The organism is Streptacidiphilus pinicola, assembly GCF_003258295.1.
GTDB classification, from domain to species: domain Bacteria; phylum Actinomycetota; class Actinomycetes; order Streptomycetales; family Streptomycetaceae; genus Streptacidiphilus; species Streptacidiphilus pinicola.
Window position 1 is genome coordinate 1 of record NZ_QKYN01000086.1, and the last position, 26,028, is coordinate 26,028.

Genomic DNA, 26,028 nt, shown 5'->3' on the forward strand with positions numbered 1-26,028 from the left:
GCCTACTTCGTCGCGGTCGACGTTCTGACCGTGCTTGGCACAGTAGGCCTGCACGTCGTTGAGGAACTGCGCCCAGGTCGCGGAGAAGCGGGTGTCGTTGGCGTCGACCGCGACGAAGTAGGCCCAGTCGCCCGGGGTGGGGTTGAGCACGGCCTGGATCGCGGCCTGCCCCGGGTTGTCGATGGGCGTCGGCGGCAGGCCCTTGACCACGTAGGTGTTGTAGCCGCCCTGCGGGAGCGCCTTCTGCGCATTGGTGAAGGTCTTGCTGCCCAGGCGGTACTGCAACGGCGTGTCCAGCTCCAGCCGTCCCCAGGTGACGTTGGTGTTGAGGCGGTTGTAGAGGACGCGGGCGATCTTGCCGAAGTCGCCCAGGTTGTTGCCCTCCGCCTGCAGGATGCTCGCCTCCTTCAGCACGTCGTAGGCGTTGTTGAGGTTGGCGCCCTTGCCGGCCGTGTCCAGGTTCAACGACTGAATCTCGCCCTTGGCGTTGCCGACCATCTGCTTGAGCAGGTCGATCGGCTGCATGCCCTTGGTGATCGAGTAACGCGCCGGCCACAGGAAGCCCTCGGGGTTGCCGTTCGCCTCGGAGGGCAGACCGAGCTGTGCGACGTCGTCCTTGGCCGACTTGGCCGTCGTGCCCGCGGGCAGTTTCAGCCGCGAGTCGAGGAGCGCGTAGATCGCCTTCGACGTCATGCCCTCAGGGACGATGACGACCGCGCCGCCCGCCTGGTCCTCCAGCGACTTGAGGGCGGCCGCGCCCGACATCTGCAGCTTCAGCGTGTAGTAACCCGGCTGGATGGTCGAGGCCTTCTTGAGGTCCCCGTTGTAGGCGTTGACGAAGGCCTGCGCGGACTCGACCACGCCGGCTGCCTTCAGGGCGTTGCCGATCACCCATCCGGTGGCGCCGTCCGGCACCTGGACCTGCACTTCGGTCGTTCCGTCACCCGTGAAGTCCGCAGGCGCCCCGTAGTGGCTCTTGTAGTACTGGTAGCCGAAGTACCCGCCACCGCCGAGAAGGCCCAGCAGCAGCACCGTGACGCCGAGACAGGCCACACCGCTGCGCTTGCGCTCCTTGCGGCCCTTGGCCTCGTCCTTGCGACGACCCGAGCGGCTCTCGTCGTCGTCGGAGAGGAACTGCATGTACTCGTCGTCGCCGAGCTCCCCCTGCTCCTCGACGTAGACGTCCTCGTCGGACTGGTACGCGTACTCGTCCTCGGCGGGAGCCTCGCCGCGCCCCTCGGCCTCCAGCTTCGCGGCCTCGGCGACCCAGTCGATCCCGTCCGGCCCCGGGCCGGAGGGCGGCGGGGTCTGTGGACGCGGGCGCTGCGGCGGCTGCGGGGGCTGCTGCTGATAGCCGGGGTACTGCTGCGGCTGCTGACCGTACGGAGGCTGGTTGTACTGCGGCTGACCGTACGGAGGCTGGCCGTACTGCGGCTGCTGCTGCCCGTACTGCGGTTGCTGCTGCCCGTAGGGGTAGGGCTGCTGCGGCTGCTGTCCGTAAGGATGGGGAGCCTGCGGGGGGTACCCGCCCTGCCCGCCGTACGGGCCGGCCTGGCCCCACGGTTCGGAGCCGTAGCCCCGGCCCTGGTCGGTCATGCGTCCCCTCGGATTCGGCGGAAGCGGCAGGTGGTTCGACGTGGCGAATCGAACCGGCGTGCCCATGGGCCCGCTGTGGACGGAACGTTACCCGACCGAGGCCAAGCCGTGTCGGCGGGCACGTCCGCGCCACGCAGAGCTCTCACAAAGCGTCGCTCACAGTGACGAAAGGGGCCCACCAGACGGTGGACCCCCTTGAACCGGCGTCAGCCTACAGCTCCTCGGTGACCGGAAGAACGGTTTCGCCCGGAGGACGTCCGCTGGACTTCTCGGTCTCCAGCGCGGCCTGCAGGATCACCACGGCCGCCGCCTGGTCGATCCGCGAGCGCCCCTGCTTCGACTTCACCCCGGCGGCGCGCATGCCCGCCGCCGCGGTGACGGTCGTCATCCGCTCGTCGACCAGCCGCACCGGCACCGGGTAGACCCGACCGGCCAGCCGGGCGGCGTAGTCGCGCACCTTGGCGGCCGCCGGGCCCTCGCGCCCGCTCAGCGAGCGCGGGAGCCCGACCACGACCTCGATCGCCTCGTACTCCGCGACGATGGCGGTAAGCCGTCCGAGGGATTTCTTACCTGCCGGGACCGTCTCCACCGGGGTGGCCAGCAGCCCGTCGGGGTCGCAGGAGGCGACCCCGATCCGGGCGTCGCCGACGTCCACCGCGATCCGGCGTCCTCGACGCATCGGCGACCGACCTCAGGCCTTCTCGGCGACCAGCGCGCGCACGGCCTCGACGGCCTGCGGCACCGCGGTCGCGTCCTGGCCGCCGCCCTGGGCGACGTCGTCCTTGCCGCCACCGCCGCCGCCGAGCGTCTTGGCCGCGGCGCGGACCAGCTCGCCCGCCTTGATGCCGCGCTCGCGGGCGGCCTCGTTGGTGGCGATGACGGTCAGCGGACGGCCGTTGGCGACGGTGAACAGCGCGACGACAGCGGCGCGGCCGCCCTGGGCGACGCGGTTGCGCACGTCCAGAACCAGCTTGCGCAGGTCGTCGGCGCCGGTGCCGTCCGGCACCTGACCCGTCACCAGCGCGGCGCCGCGGATGTCCTCGGCGCCCTCGGCCAGCCCGGCGGCGGCCTGCAGCACCTTCTCGGCGCGGAAGCGCTCGATCTCCTTCTCGGCGTCCTTGAGCTTGGCGAGCATCCCGGAGATCTTCTCCGGCAGCTCCTCCGGGCGGCCCTTGACCAGCTCGGTCAGCTGGGCCACGACGGTGTGCTCGCGGGCGAGGAAGTTGTAGGCGTCGACGCCGACCAGGGCCTCGACACGGCGCACGCCGGAGCCGATGGACGACTCGCCGAGCAGCTTCACCAGACCCAGCTGGGCGGTGTTCTGCACGTGCGTGCCGCCGCACAGCTCCTTGGAGAAGTCGCCGATGGTGACGACGCGGACCTTCTCACCGTACTTCTCACCGAACTCGGCGATGGCGCCCTGCTTCTTGGCCTCGTCGATGCCCATGATCTCGGCGGTGACGTCCAGCTCGCGGGCCAGCACCTCGTTGATCTTCTGCTCGACGTCGGTCAGCACCCCACCGGGGACGGCGGTCGGCGAGCCGAAGTCGAAGCGGAAGCGGCCCGGGGAGTTCTCCGAACCGGCCTGGGCGGCCGTGGGACCGAGCGCGTCGCGCAGCGCCTGGTGGGTCAGGTGGGTGGCGCTGTGGGCACGGGCGATGGCCCGGCGGCGGCGCACGTCGATCTCGGCGTGCACCGAGGCGCCCACGGTGACCTCGCCGACCTGGACGACACCCTTGTGCACGACGACGCCGGGCACCGGCTTCTGCACGTCGTGGATCTGGATGACGGCGCCGGTGTCGGTCTTGATCCGGCCGTGGTCGGCGAGCTGGCCGCCGCCCTCGGCGTAGAAGGGGGTGCGGTCGAGGACGAGCTCGACGTCGTCGCCCTCGGACGCGGCCGGCGAGGGCACGCCGTCCACGAGCAGGCCGACGACGGAGGCCTCGTTCGCGTTGCTGGTGTAGCCGGTGAACTCGGTCTCGCCGGAGCTGTCGGCGATCGAGCGGTAGGACTGGACGTCGGCGTGGCCGGTCTTCTTGGCCTTGGCGTCCGCCTTGGCGCGGTCGCGCTGCTCCTTCATCAGGCGGCGGAAGCCGTCCTCGTCGACGGAGACGCCCTGCTCGGCCGCGATCTCCAGGGTGAGGTCGATCGGGAAGCCGTAGGTGTCGTGCAGTTGGAAGGCGTTCTGACCGGACAGCACCGTGCCGCCGCCGGAGCGGGTCTCGGTGATGGCGGTGTCGAGGATGTTGGTGCCCGCGCGCAGCGTCTTGAGGAAGGTGGCCTCCTCGGCGAGCGCGACGGTCTCGATGCGCTTGCGGTCGGTGATCAGCTCCGGGTACTGCTGGCCCATCGTGGTGATCACGACGTCGAGCAGCTGCTCGACGACCGGGCCGGTGGCGCCCAGGATCCGCATGTTGCGGATGGCACGGCGCATGATGCGGCGCAGCACGTAGCCGCGGCCCTCGTTGCCCGGCGTGACGCCGTCGCCGATGAGCATGGCGGAGGTGCGCATGTGGTCGGCGACCACGCGCAGCGAGACGTCCGAGTTGTGGGCGGCGCCGTAGTGGACGCCGGTCAGCTCGGTGGCCTTGTCGATGACGACGCGCAGGGTGTCCGTCTCGTACATGTTCTGGACGTTCTGCAGGATCATCGCCAGGCGCTCGAGACCGAGGCCGGTGTCGATGTTCTTGGCCGGGAGGTCGCCCAGGATCGGGAAGTCCTCCTTGCCGTCGCCCGCGCCGCGCTCGAACTGCATGAAGACCAGGTTCCAGATCTCCACGTAGCGCTCGTCGTTGACGGCCGGGCCGCCCTCGACGCCGAACTCCGGACCGCGGTCGTAGTTGATCTCCGAGCACGGACCGCAGGGGCCGGGGACACCCATGGACCAGAAGTTGTCCTTCTTGCCCAGGCGCTGGATGCGCTCGGCGGGGACACCGATGACGTCACGCCAGATCTGCTCGGCCTCGTCGTCGTCCAGGTAGACGGTGACCCAGAGCCGCTCCGGGTCCAGGCCGTAGCCACCGTCGGCGAGGGAGGAGGTCAGCAGCTCCCACGCGTACTTGATGGCCCCCTCCTTGAAGTAGTCGCCGAAGGAGAAGTTGCCGCACATCTGGAAGAAGGTGCCGTGCCGGGTGGTCTTGCCGACCTCCTCGATGTCCGGCGTGCGCACGCACTTCTGCACGCTCGTCGCGCGCGGGAAGGGCGGCTTGACCTCACCCAGGAAGTAGGGCTTGAACGGCACCATGCCGGCCGGGACCAGCAGCAGGGTGGGGTCGTCGGCGATGAGCGACGCCGAGGGGACGACGGTGTGGCCGCGCTCCTCGAAGAAGCGCAGCCAGCGGCGGCGGATCTCAGCCGACTCCATTACAGGTCCTCATTCCGGTCGAGCTTGGTGATGACGTTGTCGATTGGTACAGGGGTGCCGGGCGGGAGCGCCGCACGGACGGCTGCGGCGCGCAGCACGCGGGCGTCCTCGGAGTAGCCGGGCGTGGCCAGCACGCTGCCGTCCAGGCCGAGCTGACGGTTCAGCTGGAGCTCGCGCTGGAGCATCCCGGCGCGCACCTCGTCCCTGAAACTCCGCACGGCCTTGCCGACTTCGAGCGAGCCGAGGGCCGCACCCTCGGCCAGGCTGCCCGGGGTGAGCGAACGCGCCACGCGGTTCGCCTTGTTGATGGTCCAGACGGTGGCGCCGGCGCCCACCGCCATCCAGAAGATCCTGCGCATCGGCTCAGCCCCTCCTTCCGAGGCCCACCAGGCGCAGCAGCCCGTTGCGACGTACCGTCGCCCGCTGCACCTCGGCCTTCACCATCCGTTCGATGATCTCCCGCTCCGACTGGTGCGGGACGTACTTCTCCGGACGTCCGGCCGCGCGCTGCTTCGCCACCGCGCTGCGCACGCCGTAACTGAACGCGGAGAGCTTGACCAGCGGCCCGCCGAGGGTCGCGGCCATCGTGGAGGAGAGCGCCTGCGCGTTCGCGGCGGCGTCCTGGACGTCGGCGGTGATCGCGTCGACGCGCGCCAGCTGGTCGTTGGCGGCGCGCAGGGTCTGCGCGGCCTCGTCGAGCAGCGGCACGGCCCGCTCGGTCACGGACTCGACCAGCGCGGTGGCCTCCCGCAGGGCGCGCGCGAGGCGCACCAGCACCACGGCGAGGAGGGTGACCAGCACCGCCCAGAACACGGCGACGACGAGGCCCGCAACCTCTCCACCCGACACCTTGGCGCTCCCTCGCAGCAAAAGCTGGTCTATCTGCGAAACCCTATCGCGCCGAACGCCCTAATCCCGACTGCAATAACCGGCGCCGCCCGGGGCATGACCAGCCAGCCAATCAGCCGGCGCAGCGATCGCGCAGGGTTATCCCCGTGTCGGTGGTTGCTCGCGCAGTTCCTCGCGCCCCTGGGGGCACTGCCACGTAACCTACCGATCAGTCAGCTCGTTGGGCCGTCCAGGGGACGATCAACCTCCGGAGGAGGTCACGGTGACAGCCAACGGCAATCTGCCCGCCGAGCTCACCGGGTTCGTGGGCCGCACGGTCGAGCTCGCCGTCGCGCAGCGCCTGCTGCGCCGCGCCCGGCTGGTGACCGTCGTCGGTCCCGGCGGCGTGGGAAAGAGCCGGCTGGCCCGGCGAGCCGCCGCGGGCGCGCTGCCCGACTTCGCCGACGGCGCCTGGCTCGTCCCCTGCGCCGAACTGAGCGACCCCGCCCTGCTCTGCCACGCCGTCGCCGAGGCGCTGCGGCTGACGGACGGCACCGCGCGCCCGGCGCGCGAGGCGCTGCGGGACTTCCTCGCGCCACGCCGCCTGCTGCTGGTCCTCGACGGCTGTGAACACCTGGTCGAGGAGGCCGCGCCGCTGCTCGCGTCGCTGCTGACCACGGCGCCGGGGCTGAAGGTGCTGGCGACCAGCCGCGAGCCGCTGGGCGTGGAGGGCGAGCAGCAGCTGCCGCTCTCGCCGCTGCCCACCGAGGGCCCCGACGCGGACGCGGTGACGCTCTTCGCACAGCGCGCCGTGGCCGCTCTGCCCGGCTTCGCCGTCACGCCGGAGAACGCCGAGCAGGTCGGCGCGCTCTGCCGCCGGCTCGACGGCATCCCGCTGGCCCTCGAGCTGGCCGCGGGCCGGCTGCCGCTGCTCTCGGTGCAGCAGATCAACGAGCGGCTCGGCGACCGCTTCGCCCTGCTGACCGGCGGGGCGCGCACCGCCCTGCCGCGCCACCAGACGCTGCGCACCGCGATCGGCTGGAGTCACGAGCTGTGCAGCGCCCAGGAGCGCCTGCTCTGGGCGCGTCTCTCGGTCTTCGTCGGCACCTTCGACCTGGACGCCGCGCAGTACGTCTGCTCCGGCGAGGGCCTCACCGCGGAGGAGGTGCTGGAGACGCTCGGCGCGCTGGTCGCCAAGTCCGTGCTGCTGCGCGAGCCGGGGCTGGTCGACGGCGTGGCGCGCTACCGCATGCTCGACACGCTGCGCGAGTACGGCGCGCAGTGGCTGCGCGCCGCCGACGGCGAACACCTGCTGCGGCGCCGCCACCGGGACTGGTACCTGGGCCTGGCCACCTGGGGCGAGGTCGAGTGGTTCAGCCCGCGCCAGCTGGAGACCTCGGTGCGGACCGAGGCCGCGCACAGCAACCTACGCGCCGCGCTGGAGTACTGCCTGACCGATCCGGGCGAGGAGCAGCTGGCGCTCTTCCTGGCCGGCACGCTCTGGTACTTCTGGGTCGGCTGCGGTCACCTCGGCGAGGGCCGGGTCTGGCTGGACCGCGCGCTGGACCTGGCGCCGGAGCCGACGGAGGCGCGCGCCAAGGCGTTGTGGGTCACCGGCTACCTGTGCATCCTGCAGGGCGACCGCCTGCACGCGATCCGGCTGCTGGAGGAGTGCCGGCAGCAGGCGCTGGACACCGGCGACGACCGGGCGCTGGCCTACGCCGTGCACCGACAGGGCTGCGCGGCGCTGATCGCCGACGACCTCGACCGGGCCGTCTCCCTGTTCGACGAGGCGCTGTGGCACTACGACCAGCTCGGCGAGCTGAACAGCAACGTGCTGATGGGCATGTTCGAGCTGGGGCTCGCGCACACCTTCCGCGGCGACGCGGCCACCGGCGCGGCGTGGATCGGCAAGGTGCTGGTCGAGTGCGAGCGGTTCGGCGAGCGCTGGGCCTACGCCTACGGGCTCTTCGCCTCCGCGTACGCGGCCTGGTCCGTCGGGGACACGGCCAAGGCCCGGGCGCAGGCCCGCGAGTGCGTCCGGCTCAACCACGCCTTCCGGGACCTGGTCGGCCTGGTGCTCGGCATCGAGCTGCTGGCGCTGCTGGCCACCGAGCCGGGCGACGACGGCACGCCGGGCGATCTGCGCGAGGCCGCGTTGCTGCAGGGCGCCGCGCACACGCTGTGGCGCTCGGTCGGCGAACCGCTCTTCGGCTCGGACAGCTTCAACGCCGCGCACCACGCGTGCAAGCAGCGGGTCCGGCACGGCCTGCCCGAGGCCGAGGCCGCCGAGGCGTTCCGCCGCGGCACCACCTTCGCCCTGGACGAGCTGGTCGTGCGCGCCCTGGCGCAGCAGCCGGCCGCACAGGCCGGGACAGCACAGCGCCCCCACGACCGAACGGCCGTGGGGGCGCTGCGAGAACCGCTCGCGGGTCAGCGCGAGTAGTACTCGACGACGAGCTGCTCGTCGCAGATGACCGGAACCTCACGCCGCTGGGGCAGGCGGTCCAGACGGAAGGCCAGGGCCTTCAGGTTGACCTCGAGGTACTTCGCGGTCTGACCCTCACCCGCGTTGCCACCCTCGCGGGCGACGACGAACGGGGTCTTCTCCTTGGAGCGGTCGCGGACCGTCACGACGAAGCCGGGCTTCATCTGGAACGACGGACGGTTGACCTTGTGGCCGTTGACCTCGATGTGGCCGTGGACGACCATCTGACGGGCCTGGTAGATCGTGCGGGCGATGCCCGAACGCAGGACCAGGGCGTCGAGACGGGTCTCGAGCAGCGCGACCAGCGCCTCACCGGTCTTGCCCTCGACCTTGCGGGCACGGTCGAACGCACGGGCCATCTGGGTCTCGGACAGGTCGTACTGGGCGCGCAGACGCTGCTTCTCGACCAGACGGACCTTGTAGTCCGAGTTCTGCTTGCGGCCACGGCCGTGCTGCCCCGGCGGGTACGGGCGGGCCTCGAAGTACTTGACGGACTTCGGGGTCAGCGGAATGCCCAGGGCACGGGCAATCTTGACCTTGGGGCGCTTCTGGTTCGCCATGAACCATTACCTCTTTCGGTTGTTTACTGGCTCACCGCTGTTGAAGGAGGTCGCCTCTCGCGGTCCGGGAAACCGTCCCGCCGTGAAGGCGGGCCGGCAGCCGCTCCCGGGACCGGGCACAACGTGCTGCACGCGAGTGGCCCACCGACCCTGCTGGGTGGTGGGCTGCACGCGACACCCGAAGGGTGCGCGACGCTCCTGCCGTCCGCCCTCGCGGGCAGGCGGCCTGTATGACGCCCCGACGGTGATGCCGCATCCTGCGATGCGACCCGGGACGTCTCGCTCGGGAAAGTCTACAGGCTCGGCCACCCCTCGCTTTCCATGCCCCGCCCAGTGGCTCCATTGCCATTGTCAATGCTATTGACACTGGCGTTGACCCTGGTGAGGGTATCCGCATGGACTCACTCGAACTCGCCTACCTGCCCGCGACCGACGCGCTCCGCGCGTTCCGGCAGCGCCTGCTCTCCCCCGTCGAGCTGATGGAGGCCGTCATCGACCGGGCCGAGCGCACCGAGCCCGACGTCAACTGCCTCAGCGAGCGCCTCTTCGAGGAGGGCCTCGCCGCCGCGCGGGAGGCCGAGCGGCGCTACCTCGGGCACGGCCCGGCACCCCGGCCGCTGGAGGGGCTGCCCGTCGCCGCCAAGGACGAGCACCCGATCGCCGGACGCCTCTGCACCGAGGGCTCGCTGCTCCTCGCGGACGAGATCGCGACGGAGACCCACCCGGTGATCCAGCGGGTCCAGGCGTCCGGCGGCATCATCCACGCGCGGACCACCACGCCGGAGTTCTGCTGCGCCGCGTTCACGCAGTCCAAGCTCTGGGGCGTCACCCGCAATCCCTGGTCGCTCGCGCACTCCTGCGGCGGATCCTCCGGCGGCTCCGGCGCCGCGCTCGCCGCGGGCAACGCGCCGCTGGCGACCGGCTCGGACATCGGCGGATCGATCCGGCTGCCCGCCTCCTTCAACGGCGTCGTCGGCTTCAAGCCGCCCTACGGGCGCGTCCCGGCGCTGCCGCCGTTCAACCTCGACACCTTCTGCCACGACGGCCCGATGGCCCGCACGATCGCGGACACGGCCCTGCTGCAGAACACCATCGCCGGCCCCTGGCCCGGCGACGTCGTGTCACTGCGTCCGAAGCTGGAGCTGCCGACGGCGTACGAGGGTGCGGCCGGCGTCGCGGGGATGCGGATCGCGCTCTGCGTGAACCTCGGCGACTACACCGTGGACCCGGACGTCGAGGCCAACACCCGCGCCGTCGCGGACGCGCTGCGGGACGCCGGGGCGATCGTCGAGGAGGTCGCGCTCGGCTGGACCCGCGAGCTGATCGACCAGGCCGCGTGGGCGCACTTCGGCGCCATCTTCGGGCCGTCCGTCGGACAGGCCGCCGAGGCGGCGCCCGAGCTGCTGACCGGCTACGCCCGCGCTTTCGCGCAGCGCGCGGCCGAGGCGGCCGAGGAGATCACCTTCCTGGAGGGGCTGGAGCTGGAGGGCCGCCTCTACGCCGAGCTCGGCGCCGTCCTGGAGCGCTACGACGCGCTGCTCTGCCCCACCGCCGCGATCCCGGCCCTGGCGGCGGACGACGAGTACACCGAGACCCGGCTCTCCATCGCCGGGGTCGAGCAGGAGCACTACATGGCGATGGCGATGACCATCGGGTTCAACATCTGCTCGCGCTGCCCGGTGCTCTCCGTCCCCTCCGGCTTCGCGGCGAACGGCGTGCCGACGGGTGTGCAGATCGTGGGCCGGACCTACGACGACGCCACCGTGTTCCGCGTCGGCGCGGCGATCGAGGAGACCCGGCCGTGGGCCTACGTCTCAGGCCGACGTCCCCTGGTCGGCTGACGGCTCGGGCTTCTCGGGCTTCTCCGCCGTCTTGGGCTTCTCCGCCGGCGGGTTCTCGCCGCGCAGACGAGCGCGGGTCCAGCTGACGGCGTCGGCGTAGCGGGCCTCGGCGCCGTGGCGGGTGGGGCGGTAGTACTGCTTGCCGTGCACCTGATCCGGCGCGTACTGCTGGGCGGCGATGCCCTCGGGCAGGTCGTGCGGATAGACGTAACCCTGCGCGTGGCCGAGCTTCTTCGCGCCCGCGTAGTGCCCGTCGCGCAGGTGCGGCGGCACCGCGCCGGCCAGCCCGGCGCGGACGTCGGCGAGCGCCTCGCCGATCGCGACGGTGGCGGCGTTGGACTTCGGCGCGAGGGCGAGCGCGATCACCGCGTGTGAGAGCGTCAGCGACGCCTCCGGGAAGCCGATCATCGCCACGGCCTGCGCGGCGGCCACGGCCGTCGGCAGCGCGGTCGGGTCGGCGACGCCGATGTCCTCGCTCGCGGAGATCATCAGCCGGCGGGCGATGAACCGCGGGTCCTCGCCCGCCTCGATCATGCGGGCGAGGTAGTGCAGCGCGGCGTCGACATCACTGCCGCGGATCGACTTGATCAGCGCGCTGGCGACGTCGTAGTGCTGGTCGCCGTCCTTGTCGTAGCGGACGGCGGCGCGGTTGACGGCGGTCTCGGTCAGTTCGAGCGTGACCGTCGGCAGCCGCTCCTCGATCGCGGCGCCCGCGGCGGCCTCCAGCGAGGTCAGCGCCTTGCGGGCGTCCCCGCCCGCGATCCGCACCAGGTGCTCCTGGGCCTCCTCGGCCAGCTCGACGGTGCCGTTCAGCCCGCGCTCGTCCGCGACAGCGCGGCGCAGCAGGACCCGGATGTCGTCGTCGGTGAGGGATTCGAGCGTGAGCAGCAGCGAGCGGGAGAGCAGCGGCGAGATCACGGAGAAGTACGGGTTCTCGGTGGTGGCGGCGATCAGCGTCACCCAGCGGTTCTCCACGGCGGGCAGCAGGCTGTCCTGTTGGGCCTTGGAGAAGCGGTGGATCTCGTCGAGGAAGAGCACCGTCTCCTTGCCGGTGGTGCCGATGGTCCGGCGGGCGCCGTCGATGACCGCGCGGACCTCCTTGACGCCCGCGGTGATCGCGGAGAGCTCGACGAACCGCCGGTCGGTGGCCTGGCTGATCACGTAGGCGAGCGTGGTCTTGCCCGTCCCGGGCGGGCCCCAGAGGATCACGGACGAGGTGGCCGCCGGACCGGTCGTCGCCGCGACGAGCCGCCGCAGCGGCGAGCCCGGCTTGAGCAGATGCTGCTGGCCGGCGACCTCGTCGAGCGAACGCGGCCGCATCCGCACCGCGAGCGGGGCACGCCCGGGCTCCTTGCTCTGGATCTCCTCGGCCGCGGCGGTGAACAGGTCTGGCTCCACGCTCCAGACCCTACCTGCGGCCACCGACAGTCAGTCGCCGTCCGTGCCCGGGCGCACCGGCGGCGGTGCACAGGCGGCCAGCGGGCTGTGCCGGGTCCACCCCAGGGTCTCGTACAACGCCCGCCCGGCATCGCTGGCGCCGAGCACGCCCACCTCCGCTCCGCGGGCCAGAGCCCGGTCGGTCAGCGTGCGCATCACCAGGCTGCCCAGCCCACGACGCCGGTGGGCCTCCTCGGTCCGGACGCGGTCGACCACGGCGGTCCGCCCGACGACGGCCAACTGCCCGTGCGCCGCGACCGCGCCCGTCGCGTCGAGCACCCGAACGTAGGTGACGTCGTCCTCTTCCGTCGTGGTCAGGGCGTAGCCGCCGGGAGCCGGGGCGGCGGACGCACCCAGCTCGGCGGCCATGAGGTGGCCGGACTCCGCGGGATCCACCCGCCAGCCGGCGGGCAGCCGCTCCGCGACCTCGTCCAGCGGGCCCGGCACCTCGAGCCAGACGTCCCCGGTCGTGACCGAGGCGCAGGCGTCCCGAATGCAGGACTCGTCGGCCCGTTCCACCACATGACGCCCCGCCAGTTCGGGTTCCGCCACGTCGATGTAGAGCCCCCACGGCCGCTCGGTCGGCCGGGGCTTGCGGCGGGAGACGGCCCACCCCACCGCCCACGCGCGCACCAGGTCCGCAGTCCTCGGATCCATCACATCCCCCTAGCGTGTTCGATATTAAGCACACTAGAGCAAAATATCGTCCATCAGTAGAGGCTGGAGAAGAGAACAGCCACCATCCGGGCCGGCTCGTCGGTCTCGTTGCGGAAACTGTGCGGGCGGCCGGCGGACCACTGGGCGCAGTCCCCCGCCCGCAGCACGTGGTCGCGGCCGTTGTAGCGCACCACCAGCGTGCCCAGGGTCACCGTGACCAGGTCGGAGCCCTCGTGCTGCAGGTCCTCGACGAGCCCGCTGTGCGGCGCGAAGTCGCCGGTGACGACCTGGTACCCCAGCTCCGGGGCGCGCAGGATCCGATAGACGACCCCGGGAGCCCGCGTCAGCGTCTCCTGCTCCTCGCGCGGGTAGACCGAGGCGCTCGCCCGGCCCTGCGCGAAGCCGAGGAACGAGCCGACGTCGTGGCCGAACACGGCGGCGAGCCGGGCCAGCCGTTCGAGCGCGATGTCGGTCTCACCCCGCTCCAGGGACGCCAGGAAGGACACCGACAGCCCGCACTCCGCAGCCACCTGACGCAGCGACATCCCCCGCTGGGTCCGCAGCCGGGACAGCACCGCCCCGGGCGACGGGAAGCCCAACTCCGGATCCCGCTCGCCCCTCCTGCCCCTGACGTCCGGCTCTCGGTCCCGCTCCCGCTCTGCTTCCATGGGCCCATCCTGGCCCCTAGCGCCAGCGGTAGACGAGCTCCGGCCTGCCCACCTGTCCGTACTGCGGTTCGCGGCGGGCCCGGCCGGTCTCGACCAGGTGCTCCAGATAGCGCCGGGCCGTGATCCGCGAGACGCCCGCCGCCGTGCCGACGGCCGCCGCCGACAGCCCGGTGTCCGCCTCCCGCAGGACGGAGGCGACCGCGTCGAGCGTCGCGGTGGTGAGGCCCTTGGGCAGGGTGGTCCCGCGCGGGGTGCGGAGCTCGGCGAAGGCCTGGTCGACCTCGTCCTGGCCGAGCGCCTCGCCCCCGCGGTCCAGGCTGGCGCGGTAGCGCGCGTAGCGCGCGAGCCGGTCCTGCAGTGTCGCGGCGGCGAAGGGCTTCAGCAGGTACTGGACCACGCCGATGGAGACCGCGCGCCGCACCGTCGCGAGGTCGCGCGCGGAGGTGACGGCGATGATGTCGGCCGCGTGCCCGGCGGTGCGGATCGCGCGGACCAGGTCGAGCCCGTGCCCGTCGGGGAGGTAGAGGTCCAGCAGGATCAGCGCGACCGGAGCCTCCTCGCGCCGCGTGCGGTCCAGGAAGCGCAACGCCTCGGTCGCACTGTGCGCCACGCCGGCGCAGCGGAAGCCGGCCGCGCGCTCCACGTAGCTGCCGTGCGCCTCGGCGGCGACGGGGTCGTCCTCGACGACCAGCACGTCGATCATCCGGCCACCTCGTGCCGGACGGGGATACGCACGGTCAGCACCGCGCCACGGCCGCGTCCGACCTCCACGCTCCCCCCGTTGCGCCGCGCGGTCTGCGCGACGAGCGCGAGTCCGATCCCCCTCCCCCGCGCCTGCTCCGGCCGCTTGGTCGACCAACCGCGCTCGAAGATCCGGTCCACGGCGTCCGGAGCGATGCCCGGCCCGGTGTCGGCGACGCGCAGCAGCAGCTCGCGGCTGTCGGTGCGGGCGGTGACCGTGACGGTCGGCGGGCCCGGGTGCTCCCCGGCGCCCTCGATGGCCGCGTCCGTCGCGTTGTCGATGAGGTTGCCGAGCAGCGTCACCAGATCGCGGGCGCTCAGCCGCTCGGGCAGCGCGTCGTCGATCCGGCTCTCCTCGGTCAGCACCAGGTCCACGCCCCGCTCGGCGGCCTGCGCGGCCTTGCCGAGCAGCAGCGCGGCCAGCACCGGCTCGTTGACCGCTCCCACCACACGGTCGGTGAGCTGCTGCGCGAGCTCCAGTTCGGCCGTGGCGAAGTCGACCGCCTGCCGGTGGCGACCGGTCTCGATCAGCGACACCACGGCGTGCAGGCGGTTGGCCGCCTCGTGCGCCTGCGCGCTCAGGGCCTCGGCGAAGCCGCGGACGGAGTCCAACTCGCCGCTGAGGGCCTGGAGTTCGGTGTGGTCGCGGAGGGTGACCACGGTCCCGAGGTCCGGGCCGTCGCCGATCGGCGAGGTGTTGACGACCACGACGCGGTCGGCGGTCAGGTGCAGCTGGTCACGGACCGGCTCGGGCCCGGCGACGGCCGCGCGCAGCGGTCCGGGGAGGGCGAGCCCGGCGAAGGGGCGGCCCTCGGCCGGGCCGTCCAGGCCGAGGAGCTCGCGCGCGGCATCGTTGCAGAGCACGACCGTGCCCGCGCGATCGAGCAGCACCAGGCCCTCGCGGACGGAGTGCAGCGTCGCCTGGTGGTACTCGTACAGGTGGCTCAGCTCCGCCGCGCCCATGCCGTGGGTGTGCCGCCGCAGGCGGCGGTTGGCGAGCCAGGTGCCCAGTCCGCCGAGCGCGAGGGCGGCCGCGGCGACCACGACCAGCGCGGTGATCGCCCCGCTCAGCTTCCCGCTGAGCTGCTGGACGGTGATGCCGACGCTGACCAGCGCGACGACCGTGCCGGCGGCGTCCCGCACGGGCGCGACCGCGCGCACGGAGGGGCCGAGCGTGCCGGTGTACGTCTCTGTGAAGGTGTGTCCGGCGAGCGCGGGGCCGATGTGCCCCAGGAAGTGCCGGCCGATCTCGGCCGGGTCCGGGTGCGTCCAGCGGACCCCGTGGGTGTCCATGATCGTGACGAAGTCGACGTGCGCGTCCCGGGTGACGCGGAGCGAGTAGGGCTGCAGCAGGGCCGTCGGGTCGGTTCCCTGGACGGCCTGGGCCACGCTCGGCGCGTCGGCGACCGCCGTGGCCGTCGCGACCACCTGCTGCTCGGCCGCCTGCTCGGCGCGGTCGCTGGTCAGCACGTAGGCGAGCACCGCCCCGCCGGCCACCACGAAGGCGACGATCAGCACCTGCACCGCGAACAGCTGCCCGGCGAGGCTCCGCGCGACGCGGTGACGTCGCGCCGGACGCGGGGTGGTGCTGGCAGGCATGTCGGCCAGTGTGCACGGTGAGCACGCCGGATGAGTAGCCGCGTGCCGTGAACGATATGAACGCAAACGTGACGGCCGCCACGCCCGCCCGGATATTCGTCGGAACCGGCCCGCCACCCGAGGCCGGTGGGGACGTCATCCGGCAAGGGAGCCGCAGCCATGAGCAGCGCCGTCAGAAGCACCGCCCGCGAACGCACGCACTATCTGTATCTGGCCGTCATCGCGGCCGTCCTCGCCGGCATCGTGGTCGGCCTCGTCGCTCCGCACTTCGCCGTGCAGCTGAAGCCGGTCGGCACGGGGTTCGTGAACCTGATCAAGATGATGATCAGCCCCGTCATCTTCACCACGATCGTGCTGGGCATCGGCTCGGTCACCAAGGCCGCCAAGGTCGGCAAGGTCGGCGGACTGGCGCTCGGCTACTTCCTGGTGATGTCGACGATCGCGCTCGCCCTCGGCCTCGTCGTCGGCAACCTCGTCGACCCCGGCCACGGCCTCCACCTCACGCAGGAGCTCGCCAAGGCGGGCCACGCCCAGGCGGCTTCGGGCGGCGCCGAGGGCACCTCGGACTTCCTCCTCGGCATCATCCCGACCACCCTGGTCTCCGCCCTCACCGGCGGCCAGGTCCTGCAGACGCTGCTGGTCGCCCTGCTGGTCGGCTTCGCCCTGCAGTCCCTGGGCGCCTCGGGCGCGCCGATCCTGCGCGGGGTGGAGCACCTGCAGAAGCTGGTCTTCCGGGTGCTGTCGATGATCATGTGGGTCGCCCCGGTGGGCGCGTTCGGCGCGATGGCCGCCGTGGTCGGCGCGACGGGCTGGGCGGCGCTGAAGTCGCTACTCATGATCATGCTGGGCTTCTACCTGACCTGCGCGATCTTCGTACTGGTGGTGCTGGGCCTGATGCTGCGCCTGATCGCGGGCGTCAACGTCTTCGCCCTGCTGAGGTACCTCGGCCGCGAGTTCCTGCTGATCCTGTCCACCTCGTCCAGCGAGAGCGCGCTGCCGCGCCTGATCGCCAAGATGGAGCACCTGGGCGTGAGCCGCCCGGTCGCGGGCATCACCGTCCCGGCGGGCTACAGCTTCAACCTGGACGGCACGGCGATCTACCTGACCATGTCCTCGCTCTTCATCGCGCAGGCGATGGACCGTCCGATGTCGATCGGCCAGCAGATCTCGCTGCTGCTCTTCATGGTCATCGCCAGCAAGGGCGCCGCGGGCGTCACCGGCGCCGGCCTCGCCACCCTGGCCGGCGGGCTCCAGTCCCACCAGCCCGCGCTCGTCGACGGCGTCGGCCTCATCGTCGGCATCGACCGCTTCATGAGCGAGGCCCGCGCCCTGACCAACTTCGCCGGCAACGCCGTCGCCACCGTCCTGATCGGCCACTGGACCCACGAGCTCGACCGGGACCGGATGCAGCTCGTCCTCGGCGGCCGGCTCGCCTTCGACGAGTCGGCGGTGGACGCGGCCAAGGACGCCCCGTCGGCCGTCCCGGCCCAGGCCCCGGCCACGGCGTAGGCACGGGCGCCGGACCGGTCGGGCCTGCCTGCCCGGCCGGTCAGGCGGCGGCCTCGTCGCCAGCTGCCGCCTCGCCGTCGTGGGCCTCCTCGACGCTGTGGGAGTCCGTCAGGCTCAGCGCGCCGCCCACCGCGATCAGGCCGACGACGACGGCGAGCAGGGCGTAGGTGATCCGCTCGCCCCGGAAGAACGACTCGACGAGGCCGCTGCCCCAGGCGCCCCTCGGGAGCCGCGTGGTGACCAGCGCGGCGATCATGGTGCCGACGACGGCGGTGCCGACGCTGGAGCCGACCTCCTGGGCGGTGTCGTTGAGGGCCGCGCCGATGGAGGTGCGGTTGCGGGGCATCGCGTCGACGAGGGCGACCGCGCTGATCGTCATCACGGTGCGCAGCCCCACGGTCATGACCACCATGCAGACGGCGATGGCGGCGTAGCCGTGGCCGACACCCCAGGACAGGCCCGCCAGCGCGGCGGCCAGGCAGACCGCGCCGATCAGGCAGGCGATGCGGTGGCCGAACCGGCGCACGAGCCACTCGGACAGCGGGGTCGCGGCCAGCATCGTCACGATGATGGGCAGGTTGGCCAGGCCGGCCCGGACCGGGCTCCATCCGTAGGCGTACTGGAAGTGCAGGATCAGCCCGAACATCACGCTGGCCATGGCGATCGAGGTGCCGACCTGCGCGATGGCGGCGCCGCGCACGGCGCCCCGGGAGAAGAGGCGCAGGTCCAGCATGGGCGCCGGGCTGCGCCGCTCGTGGCGGACGAACGCGACGCCGGCCGCAGCCGCGCCCGCGATCGACCCGAGGGTGATCACGGAGCGCCAGCCGTGCTCCACGCCGCTGGTCAGCGCGTAGCAGGCGAGCCCGATGGCGGTGATGCTCAGGGCCGCACCCGGCAGGTCGAGCGCGTCCTTCGTCAGATCCTGCGGCCGGTCGGCCGGCACGCCCAGTCGGACGCCGATGCAGGCGAGCACCGCGATCGGGGCGTTGACGACCAGCAGCCACTGCCAGCTCACATGGGCCAGCGCGGTGCCGCCGAGCAGCGGACCGAGGACGAAGCCCGACATGCCGACGACGATCATCACCGTCATGGCGCGCATCTGCAGGGCGCGGTCCTCGAACAGCCGGAAGACCAGCGAGTTCGTGATCGGCGCCATCGCCGCCGCGGCGACGCCGAGGGCGGCCCGCAGGGCGATGAGCTCCCCCGCCGAGCTGACCAGGACGACGCACAGGCTCAGCGCGCCGAACACGGCCAGTCCGACCAGCAGCACCCGGCGGCGGCCGAACCGGTCGGCCGTCGACCCTGCGGTGAGCAGCAGCCCGCCGAAGGTCAGCGAGTAGGCCCCGGTGACCCACTGGAGGGCGGTCGTGCCGCTGCCGAGGTCGCGGCCGATGGTCGGCAGCGCGATGGACAGCAGCGTGTTGTCGACCATCTCGACGAAGAAGGCCAGGCAGAGCGCGGCCAGGGGTATCCACGCCGCGCGCAGCGACGCGTAGGTGTGCTGCGCGGGGCGTTGCAGCGTTGCGGTCGTCATGGCAGTCCTCCTCGTCCGATCGAACGCCGTCCGAGTATCGAACGGCGTACGATGAAGTACGATAGAACACCGTTCGATGCTGTGCAAACCCGGAGGGACGCGCGCCATGGCAGCACGCCAGCAGAACCGTTCGAGCCAGGGACGCCGACGGGCCTCGCACTCGATGGAGTCCGTGCTCACGGAGGCCGTGGCCCTGCTCGACGAGGCCGGCGCGCCCGCGCTCACCTTCCGCGCGCTGGCCCAGCGCCTCGGCGGCGGCGTCGCCAGCATCTACTGGTACGTCGCCAACAAGGACGAACTGCTCGACCTCGCCACCGACCACGTGATCGGCTCGATCCTGTCCGACGTCGAGGCGCTGCCGGGCGGCGACGACCCGGTCGACGACCTGCGCGCGATCGCCGTGACCTTGTTCGACGCGATCGTGGCGCGGCCCTGGCTGGGCGCGTACTTCATGCGCAACACCAACGCGCAGAGCAACTCGCTGCGCCTCTACGAACACCTCGGCGCGCAGACCCTCCGCCTCGACCTCACCGCGCGCCAGCGGTTCCACGCCGTCTCCGCGATCATCGGCGTCGTCGTCGGCTCCGCCGTCGACCTGGGCCAGGAGCCACCCCAGGAGGTCCTCGACGGCCACCTCGGCCGCGACGAGTTCCTCGGCCGCGCCGCCCAGGCCTGGCGCGAGCTCGACCCTGCGGACTTCCCCTTCGTCCACGGGATCGTCGACGAGTTCGACGGCCACGACGACGCCGACCAGTTCCGCTCCGCCCTGGACCTCACCCTGGCGGGCCTCCGCCTGCAGGCCGGGACGTGAACAGAACGAAGAGCGGGGCCCCGCCGACGGCAGGGCCCCGCTCTTCGCCACGTACTGCGGTGTGTCCTACTGCTCGGCCTTCGCGGCCGGCTGCTCGGACTTCGGCTTCGCGTCGACGCCGGCCTCCTTGCGCTGCGCCGCCGTGATCGGCGTCGGCGCGCCGGTCAGCGGGTCGCCACCCGTGGAGGTCTTCGGGAAGGCGATCACGTCGCGGATGGTGTCGTAGCCGCCCAGCAGGGTGACCAGACGGTCCAGGCCGAGCGCGATGCCGCCGTGCGGCGGCGGGCCGAAGTCGAAGGCGTTCAGCAGGAAGCCGAACTGCGACTGGGCCTCCTCCTGCGAGAGCCCGATCGCGTCGAAGGCGCGCTTCTGCACGTCCTTCTGGTGGATACGGATCGAGCCGCCGCCGATCTCCGAACCGTTGAGCACCAGGTCGTACGCGTTGGAGAGCGCGCTGCCCGGGTCGGTGTCGAAGGTGGCCATGGACTCGGCCGTCGGGGCCGTGAAGGGGTGGTGCACCGCGTGCCAGCCCTGGAACTCGCCCTTGTCGTCCTCGATGGGCTCGAACATCGGGAAGTCGACGACCCAGAGGAACGCCCACTTGGACTCGTCGATCAGGCCACAGCGCTTGCCGATCTCCAGGCGCGCCGCGCCCAGCAGCTCCTGCGAGGCGGTCTTCTTGCCGGCGGCGAAGAAGACGCAGTCGCCCGGCTTGGCGCCGACCGCGTCGGCCAGACCGGCGAGGTGCTCCTCGCTGAGGTTCTTGGCGACCGGGCCGCGCAGCTCGCCGGTCTCCTCGTCGATCAGGACGTACGCGAGGCCGCGCGCACCGCGCGCCTTCGCCCAGTCCTGCCACGCGTCCAGCTGCTTGCGCGGCTGCGAGGCGCCGCCCGGCATCACCACGGCGCCGACGTACGGGGCCTGGAAGACGCGGAACTCGGTCCCGGAGAAGTACTCGGTCAGCTCGGTCAGCTCGTTGTCGAAGCGGACGTCGGGCTTGTCGGAGCCGTAGCGGTTCATCGCGTCCGCGTAGGACATGCGCGGCAGCGGCAGCGGCACCTCGTAGCCGAGGACCTCGCCCCAGACGCGGGAGACGACCTGCTCGCCCAGCTCGAGGATGTCCTCCTGGTCGACGAAGGAGGCCTCGACGTCGAGCTGGGTGAACTCCGGCTGGCGGTCCGCACGGAAGTCCTCGTCACGGAAGCAGCGCGCGATCTGGTAGTAGCGCTCCATGCCGGCGACCATCAGCAGCTGCTTGAACAGCTGCGGCGACTGCGGCAGCGCGTACCAGTGGCCCGGCTGCAGGCGGACCGGCACCAGGAAGTCGCGGGCGCCCTCGGGCGTCGAACGCGTCAGGTACGGCGTCTCGATGTCGAGGAAGCCGTTCTCCTCCATCACCGTGCGGATGATGTGAGTCGCGCGCGAGCGCAGCCGCAGCGCGCGGGCCGGGCCCTCGCGGCGCAGGTCGAGGTACCGGTAGCGGAGGCGGACCTCCTCGTTGACCGAACCCGGCTCGTACTCGGCGACCTGGAACGGCAGTGCGGCGGCCTCGGAGAGCACCGTCAGCTCGTTGACGACGACCTCGACCTGGCCGGTCGGGATGTCGGGGTTCTCGTTGCCCTCGGGGCGGACCCGGACGTCACCGGTGATCTTGACGCACCACTCGGAGCGCAGCTCGCCCACGGCCTCCAGGTCGCGGAAGACGACCTGGACCGTGCCGGAGGCGTCCCGCACGTCGACGAAGGCCACGCCGCCGTGGTCGCGGCGGCGGGCGACCCAGCCGGCGAGGGTGACGGTGGTGCCGGCGTGCTCCGGGCGGAGCGTGCCGGCCTCGTGGGTGCGGATCACTGGAGCTTCTCCTTCAGGGTGGTGACGAGAGCGTCGAGGGCGACCGGGGTCTGGTCACCGGAGCTGAGGTCCTTCAACTGGACCACACCGTCGGCGAGATCACGCTCGCCGGCGACGACGGCGAAGCGCGCGCCGGAGCGGTCGGCCGCCTTCATGGCGGCCTTGATGCTCTTGCCGCCGAAGACCAGGTCCGCGGAGACGCCGGCGCGGCGCAGCTCGGTGACCGCACCGAACAGCACGCGCCTGGCCTGCTCGCCGAGCGGGACCGCGAACACGTCGGTGACGGCCGGGATGTCGAGGGTGACACCCTCGGCCTCCAGCGCCAGCACGGTGCGGTCGACGCCCAGCGCCCAGCCGACGGACGGCAGTTCGGGGCCGCCGATCATCTCGGACAGGCCGTCGTAACGACCGCCGCCGCCCACCGCGGACTGCGCGCCGAGGCCGTCGTGGACGAACTCGAAGGTGGTGCGGGTGTAGTAGTCGAGGCCGCGGACCAGCTTCGGGTCGTCCTCGAAGGCGACGCCGGCGGCGGTCAGCAGCTCGCGGACCTGCTCGTGGTAGGCCTTGCAGTCCTCGCAGAGGAAGTCGACGAGCATCGGCGCGCCGCCCAGCTGGTCCTGGACCGACTCGCGCTTGTCGTCGAGCACGCGCAGCGGGTTGATCTCCGCCCGGCGCAACGTCTCCTCGTCGAGGTCGAGGCCGCGCAGGTAGTTCTGCAGGGCCTCGCGGTAGACGGGGCGGCACTGCTTGTCGCCGAGGCTGTTCAGCAGGATGCGGAAGTTGCGCAGGCCCAGCGAGCGGTAGGCGTCGTCGGCCAGGATGATCAGCTCGGCGTCCAGCGCCGGGTCCTCGGCGCCGATCGCCTCCGCGCCGACCTGCCAGAACTGGCGGTAGCGGCCCTTCTGCGGACGCTCGTAGCGGTACTGCGAGCCGCTGTACCAGAGCTTGACCGGCAGGTTGCCGATCCGGTGCAGGTTGGCCTGCAGCGCGGCGCGCAGCACGGAGGCCGTGGACTCGGGCCGCAGCGCGAGCTCCTGACCCTCCTCCTTGCGCGTGGTGAGGGTGAACATCTCCTTGGTCACGATGTCGGTGGACTCGCCGACACCGCGCGCGAAGAGGTTCACGTCCTCGAAGACCGGGGTCTCGATGTATCCGTAGCCGGCCCGGCGCAGCGGTGCGGCCAGCGCCTCGCGCACGGCGAGCACCGCGCCCGCGGTGGCGGGGAGGACGTCGTAGGTGCCCTTGGGGGCCTGGAAGGCCTGCGAAGAACTGCTCACGTCTTGTACGTCTCGTCTCTGTCTACAGTCCGCGGCGCTGGGCGCCGGTCGGCGCGGCGCTGCCGGCGACCTGAAGCAGGTACGGGTTGGCGGCGCGCTCGCGACCGATGGTGGTCTGGGGGCCGTGCCCGGAGAGGACCACGGTCTCGTCCGGCAGCGGCAGGCACACGCGGGCCAGCGACCGCAGGAGGGCGTCGTGGTCGCCACCGGGAAGATCGGTGCGTCCGACGGAGCCGGCGAAGAGCAGGTCGCCCGAGAAGAGCACCGGAGGGAGCTCCGGAGCGGCGGGCGTCCTGAAGGTCACCGACCCCCCGGTATGGCCGGGCGCATGCTCGACCGTGAGGCTCAGGCCCGCCAGCCCCAGCACGCTGCTGTCGCTCAGCACCCGGACGTCGTCCGGCTCGCCGACGGTGATCTCGCCCATCAGCTGCGCGCCGAGGGAGCGGCCCAGCGCCTTCTCCGGGTCGGAGAGCATGTAGCGGTCCTCGGGGTGGATCCACGCCGGGATGCCGCGCGCGCCGCAGACCGGCACGACCGAGGCGACGTGGTCGATGTGCCCGTGGGTGAGCACCACCGCGACCGGCTTCAGCCCGTGCTCGCGCACCGCCTCCTCGACGCCGGCCGCCGCCTCGTGGCCCGGATCGACGATGACGCACTCCTCACCGGCGGCGGGGGCCACGAGGTAGCAGTTGGTGCCCCAGGCTCCAGCGGGAAAGCCGGCGATGAACACGTGGGTCCCTACTCACGTCGAGGAATGGCTGCGGATGCTGTCAGCAGGGTACCGGCGGTAGGGGACGGATCGCGAACCGTATCCGGGGGCGCCTGTCGCCCCGTCGGCGGCTTTCACCGCGCGTTTACAGACTTGCTCCCTACACTGGGCCGCCGTCGGGTGGGAAGATCCCCGCGACAGCACGGAAGACGACTTCACGGTAGGAGTGTGGGCGGTGGCCCCCAACGACACGCAGCGGCCGAAGGCTGGGCCTCTCCCCAAGGACCCTGAGAAGCGCCGCCGCGAACTGCAGCGCAGGAAGCTGGAGCGCCAGGCCCAGCTGCGGGCCCAGCGGGTGGCCGAGACCCGCAAGCGGACCCTGATCATCGGCGGGTGCGTCGTCGCGGTCGCCGCGATCGCGGCGGGCATCGTGGCCGTGATCCCGTCGAGCAAGCCCTCGAAGTCGGCCTCCGCGGACACGGCGAGCAGCTCGCCCTCGACGGCCGCCAACACCCCGGCGGCGGCGAAGGCGAACTACACGATCACGCCCAAGAAGAACGAGGGCAGCTGGAAGACCGAGCCGCCGATGACGATCGACACCTCGGCGAACTACACCGCGAAGATCACACTCGGCCAGGGCCCGGTCACCCTCAAGCTGGACGCGGCCGCCGCGCCGCACACGGTGAACTCCTTCGTGTTCCTCGCCAACCAGCACTTCTTCGACGGCGTCTACTGCCACCGGCTCACCACGACCGGCATCTACGTGCTGCAGTGCGGCGACCCGACCGGCACCGGCTCCGGCGGTCCCGGCTACCAGTTCAAGGACGAGAACCTCACCGCCTCCGCCGTCAAGGGCGGCACCTACCCCGCCGGCACCGTGGCGATGGCCAACTCGGGCCCCAACACCAACGGCTCGCAGTTCTTCCTCGTCTACAAGGACAGCCCGCTGCCGGCCAGCTACACGCCGTTCGGCACCATCACCGGCGGCCTCGACGTGCTGAACGCGATCGCGGCCAAGGGATCGGACAGCGCGAACGGGCAGGGTGACGGAAAGCCCGTCGAACCGGTCATCATGAACACAGTGACCGCGTCGAAGAACTGAACGATGTAGGTCACGGGCGGGCGGCGCAGCCAAATCAACCTCGCGGGGATACGGACAGCGCCCCTGCCCGTCGCCTATGTTGGCGTCTTGTAGGGTGCGCTTCTGCGCTTCCCGGCGGCGCGGAATCCAAACCGGCCGGGCAATCGAACGTGGACGGCGGCCGCCCCGCCTGGAGCAGGACCCGCGGCCGCCATATGGAGGAGGCGCTGTGACCAGCGACCCGTGGGGCCGTGTCGACGACGAGGGGACCGTCTACGTGCGGACGGCCGACGGCGAACGCGTCGTCGGTTCGTGGCAGGCAGGCTCCCCCGAGGAGGCACTTGCCTACTTCACCCGTAAGTACGAGGGCATCGCCGTGGAGATCGGCCTGCTGGAGCGCCGCGTGCGTACCACGGACCTCGCCACGAAGGACGCCCAGACGGCCATCGAGCACCTGCAGGCGCAGGTGGACGAGGGCCATGCGGTCGGCGACCTGGACGCCCTGGCCAAGCGCCTGAAGGCGCTGTCCGGGGAGGTCGAGTCGCGCCGCGAGGAGAAGAAGGCCGCGCGCGCCAAGGCCCAGGACGAGGCCCGCGCGTCCAAGGAGGCGCTGGTCGCCGAGGCCGAGCAGTTGGTGGAGTCCACCCAGTGGCGCGAGGCGGGCGACCGCCTGCGGGCCCTGGTCGACACCTGGAAGGGCCTGCCCCGGCTCGACCGCAAGTCCGACGACGAGCTGTGGCACCGCTTCTCGCACGCCCGCTCCGCGTTCTCCAAGCGCCGCAAGGCGCACTTCGCGCAGCTGGACCAGCAGCGCGAGGACGCCCGCCTGAAGAAGGAGAAGCTCGTCGTCGAGGCCGAGTCGCTGGCCGACTCGACCGACTGGGGCGCCACGGCGGCCCGCTACCGCGAGCTGATGACCGACTGGAAGGCCGCGGGTCGCGCGCAGCGCGAGGCCGAGGACGAGCTGTGGACCCGCTTCCGCGGCGCGCAGGACGTCTTCTTCCAGGCCCGCTCGGCGGTCTTCGACGAGCGCGACGCCGGCGAGCGCGAGAACCAGCACGCCAAGGAGGCGCTGCTGGTCGAGGCCGAGGCGCTGCTGCCCATCTCCGACCTGAGGACGGCGAAGAACCACTACCGGGACATCGCGGAGCGCTGGGAGGCCATCGGCCACGTCCCGCGCGACGCCCGCCCCCGCCTGGAGTCCCGCCTCCGCCACGTCGAGCAGGCCATCCGCGAAGCGGAGGAGGCCGAGTGGCAGCGCAGCAACCCCGAGGCGCGCGCCCGCGCCGCGGGCATGACCGGGCTGCTCCAGGCCGCGGTCGACAAGCTCGAGAAGCAGATCGCCGCCGCCGAGGCCAAGGGCGACACCCGCCAGGTCACCAAGCTGCAGTCCGAGCTGGACGGCCGCCGCGAGCTGCTGGCGCAGGCCCAGAAGGGCCTCGAGGAGTTCAGCGGCTGAGGTGACCCCACGTCGAAGGGG

21 protein-coding genes are annotated in these 26,028 nt (G+C 72.0%); 6 read left to right on the top strand and 15 right to left on the bottom strand.

The features are described from left to right. The 5 genes from mltG to DN069_RS21815 all read right to left on the bottom strand — a co-directional run. Positions 1-1,596: endolytic transglycosylase MltG (gene mltG / locus DN069_RS21795; RefSeq protein ID WP_111503353.1), on the bottom strand; the 1,596-nt coding region annotated here is incomplete at its 3' end. A gap of 211 nt (positions 1,597-1,807) precedes the next feature. Continuing rightward, positions 1,808-2,275: a Holliday junction resolvase RuvX gene (gene ruvX / locus DN069_RS21800; protein ID WP_111503355.1), complete on the bottom strand. Its 468-nt coding sequence runs from the start codon at positions 2,273-2,275 to the stop codon at positions 1,808-1,810. Between the two features lie 12 nt (positions 2,276-2,287). Continuing rightward, complete coding sequence (alaS, locus tag DN069_RS21805) at positions 2,288-4,960, bottom strand: alanine--tRNA ligase (RefSeq protein WP_111503357.1); 2,673 nt, start codon at positions 4,958-4,960, stop codon at positions 2,288-2,290. After that, positions 4,960-5,319 carry a DUF6167 family protein gene (locus tag DN069_RS21810; protein ID WP_111503359.1) on the bottom strand — a complete coding sequence of 120 codons (360 nt, stop codon included), beginning with the start codon at positions 5,317-5,319 and terminating at the stop codon, positions 4,960-4,962. The genes alaS and DN069_RS21810 overlap by 1 nt, the downstream gene beginning before the upstream one ends. Before the next feature lie 4 nt (positions 5,320-5,323). Next, positions 5,324-5,809: a DUF948 domain-containing protein gene (locus DN069_RS21815; RefSeq protein ID WP_111503361.1), complete on the bottom strand. Its 486-nt coding sequence runs from the start codon at positions 5,807-5,809 to the stop codon at positions 5,324-5,326. Positions 5,810-6,071: 262 nt separating this feature from the next. Between DN069_RS21815 and DN069_RS21820 the strand changes: the two genes are divergently transcribed. Beyond that, positions 6,072-8,234, top strand: coding sequence for an ATP-binding protein (locus DN069_RS21820; RefSeq protein WP_111503363.1), 2,163 nt, complete (start codon positions 6,072-6,074; stop codon positions 8,232-8,234). Here the strand turns inward: DN069_RS21820 and rpsD are convergent. After that, the gene (gene rpsD / locus DN069_RS21825; RefSeq protein WP_111503365.1) at positions 8,222-8,836 is read right to left on the bottom strand and encodes a 30S ribosomal protein S4; all 615 of its coding nucleotides are present in this window, start codon (positions 8,834-8,836) and stop codon (positions 8,222-8,224) included. The two genes, DN069_RS21820 and rpsD, sit on opposite strands and share 13 nt — an antisense overlap. A gap of 395 nt (positions 8,837-9,231) precedes the next feature. Here rpsD and DN069_RS21830 point away from each other — a divergent pair, with 395 nt between their 5' ends. After that, on the top strand, positions 9,232-10,677 hold the full coding sequence (locus DN069_RS21830; protein WP_111503367.1) for an amidase: 1,446 nt from the start codon (positions 9,232-9,234) through the stop codon (positions 10,675-10,677). Here DN069_RS21830 and DN069_RS21835 read toward each other — a convergent pair. From DN069_RS21835 to DN069_RS21855, 5 genes are read right to left on the bottom strand one after another with little or no spacing between them, the layout of a single operon-like run. Continuing rightward, positions 10,651-12,075 (bottom strand): replication-associated recombination protein A, encoded by a 1,425-nt coding sequence (locus DN069_RS21835; protein ID WP_111503369.1) that lies wholly within the window; start codon positions 12,073-12,075, stop codon positions 10,651-10,653. The two genes, DN069_RS21830 and DN069_RS21835, sit on opposite strands and share 27 nt — an antisense overlap. 30 nt (positions 12,076-12,105) lie before the next feature. Further along, on the bottom strand, positions 12,106-12,771 hold the full coding sequence (locus DN069_RS21840; RefSeq protein WP_111503371.1) for a GNAT family N-acetyltransferase: 666 nt from the start codon (positions 12,769-12,771) through the stop codon (positions 12,106-12,108). A gap of 53 nt (positions 12,772-12,824) precedes the next feature. Next, positions 12,825-13,439, bottom strand: coding sequence for a cupin domain-containing protein (locus tag DN069_RS21845; protein WP_111503373.1), 615 nt, complete (start codon positions 13,437-13,439; stop codon positions 12,825-12,827). 16 nt (positions 13,440-13,455) lie between these two features. Beyond that, entirely contained in the window at positions 13,456-14,142 is a 687-nt protein-coding gene (locus tag DN069_RS21850) for a response regulator (protein WP_111503375.1), read from the bottom strand. After that, complete coding sequence (locus DN069_RS21855; RefSeq protein ID WP_111503377.1) at positions 14,139-15,779, bottom strand: sensor histidine kinase; 1,641 nt, start codon at positions 15,777-15,779, stop codon at positions 14,139-14,141. Before DN069_RS21855 ends, DN069_RS21850 begins: the two co-directional genes overlap by 4 nt. A gap of 159 nt (positions 15,780-15,938) precedes the next feature. Between DN069_RS21855 and DN069_RS21860 the strand changes: the two genes are divergently transcribed. Then, positions 15,939-17,288: a cation:dicarboxylate symporter family transporter gene (locus tag DN069_RS21860; RefSeq protein ID WP_111503379.1), complete on the top strand. Its 1,350-nt coding sequence runs from the start codon at positions 15,939-15,941 to the stop codon at positions 17,286-17,288. Between the two features lie 40 nt (positions 17,289-17,328). On the opposite strand, the gene DN069_RS21865 is transcribed toward DN069_RS21860, so the two are convergent. Further along, positions 17,329-18,822: an MFS transporter gene (locus DN069_RS21865; RefSeq protein ID WP_111503381.1), complete on the bottom strand. Its 1,494-nt coding sequence runs from the start codon at positions 18,820-18,822 to the stop codon at positions 17,329-17,331. Between the two features lie 163 nt (positions 18,823-18,985). Between DN069_RS21865 and DN069_RS21870 the strand changes: the two genes are divergently transcribed. Further along, complete coding sequence (locus DN069_RS21870) at positions 18,986-19,633, top strand: TetR/AcrR family transcriptional regulator (RefSeq protein ID WP_111503383.1); 648 nt, start codon at positions 18,986-18,988, stop codon at positions 19,631-19,633. Positions 19,634-19,699: 66 nt separating this feature from the next. On the opposite strand, the gene aspS is transcribed toward DN069_RS21870, so the two are convergent. The 3 genes from aspS to DN069_RS21885 are packed head-to-tail and all read right to left on the bottom strand — an operon-like array spanning position 19,700 to position 23,488. Further along, on the bottom strand, positions 19,700-21,481 hold the full coding sequence (aspS, locus tag DN069_RS21875) for an aspartate--tRNA ligase (protein WP_111503385.1): 1,782 nt from the start codon (positions 21,479-21,481) through the stop codon (positions 19,700-19,702). Further along, positions 21,478-22,758: a histidine--tRNA ligase gene (gene hisS, locus DN069_RS21880; protein ID WP_111503387.1), complete on the bottom strand. Its 1,281-nt coding sequence runs from the start codon at positions 22,756-22,758 to the stop codon at positions 21,478-21,480. The genes aspS and hisS overlap by 4 nt, the downstream gene beginning before the upstream one ends. Before the next feature lie 22 nt (positions 22,759-22,780). Then, entirely contained in the window at positions 22,781-23,488 is a 708-nt protein-coding gene (locus tag DN069_RS21885) for an MBL fold metallo-hydrolase (protein ID WP_111503389.1), read from the bottom strand. Positions 23,489-23,702: 214 nt separating this feature from the next. On the opposite strand from DN069_RS21885, the gene DN069_RS21890 reads away from it, so the two are divergent. Both DN069_RS21890 and DN069_RS21895 read left to right on the top strand, forming a co-directional pair. Further along, positions 23,703-24,569, top strand: a complete 867-nt coding sequence (locus DN069_RS21890) for a peptidylprolyl isomerase (RefSeq protein WP_111503391.1) — start codon at positions 23,703-23,705, stop codon at positions 24,567-24,569. A 208-nt stretch (positions 24,570-24,777) separates the two neighbouring features. Then, entirely contained in the window at positions 24,778-26,007 is a 1,230-nt protein-coding gene (locus DN069_RS21895) for a DUF349 domain-containing protein (protein WP_111503393.1), read from the top strand. The last annotated feature ends 21 nt before the right edge of the window (positions 26,008-26,028 follow it).

What these genes read in the sequence shown, in the direction of transcription:
- ruvX (WP_111503355.1), bottom strand. Translation starts at nt 2,275, where the DNA reads ATGCGTCGAGGACGCCGGATCGCGGTGGACGTCGGCGACGCCCGGATC.
- alaS (WP_111503357.1), bottom strand. Translation starts at nt 4,960, where the DNA reads ATGGAGTCGGCTGAGATCCGCCGCCGCTGGCTGCGCTTCTTCGAGGAG.
- DN069_RS21810 (WP_111503359.1), bottom strand. Translation starts at nt 5,319, where the DNA reads ATGCGCAGGATCTTCTGGATGGCGGTGGGCGCCGGCGCCACCGTCTGG.
- rpsD (WP_111503365.1), bottom strand. Translation starts at nt 8,836, where the DNA reads ATGGCGAACCAGAAGCGCCCCAAGGTCAAGATTGCCCGTGCCCTGGGC.
- DN069_RS21830 (WP_111503367.1), top strand. Translation starts at nt 9,232, where the DNA reads ATGGACTCACTCGAACTCGCCTACCTGCCCGCGACCGACGCGCTCCGC.
- DN069_RS21840 (WP_111503371.1), bottom strand. Translation starts at nt 12,771, where the DNA reads ATGGATCCGAGGACTGCGGACCTGGTGCGCGCGTGGGCGGTGGGGTGG.
- DN069_RS21845 (WP_111503373.1), bottom strand. Translation starts at nt 13,439, where the DNA reads ATGGAAGCAGAGCGGGAGCGGGACCGAGAGCCGGACGTCAGGGGCAGG.
- DN069_RS21850 (WP_111503375.1), bottom strand. Translation starts at nt 14,142, where the DNA reads ATGATCGACGTGCTGGTCGTCGAGGACGACCCCGTCGCCGCCGAGGCG.
- DN069_RS21855 (WP_111503377.1), bottom strand. Translation starts at nt 15,779, where the DNA reads ATGCCTGCCAGCACCACCCCGCGTCCGGCGCGACGTCACCGCGTCGCG.
- DN069_RS21860 (WP_111503379.1), top strand. Translation starts at nt 15,939, where the DNA reads ATGAGCAGCGCCGTCAGAAGCACCGCCCGCGAACGCACGCACTATCTG.
- DN069_RS21865 (WP_111503381.1), bottom strand. Translation starts at nt 18,822, where the DNA reads ATGACGACCGCAACGCTGCAACGCCCCGCGCAGCACACCTACGCGTCG.
- DN069_RS21870 (WP_111503383.1), top strand. Translation starts at nt 18,986, where the DNA reads ATGGAGTCCGTGCTCACGGAGGCCGTGGCCCTGCTCGACGAGGCCGGC.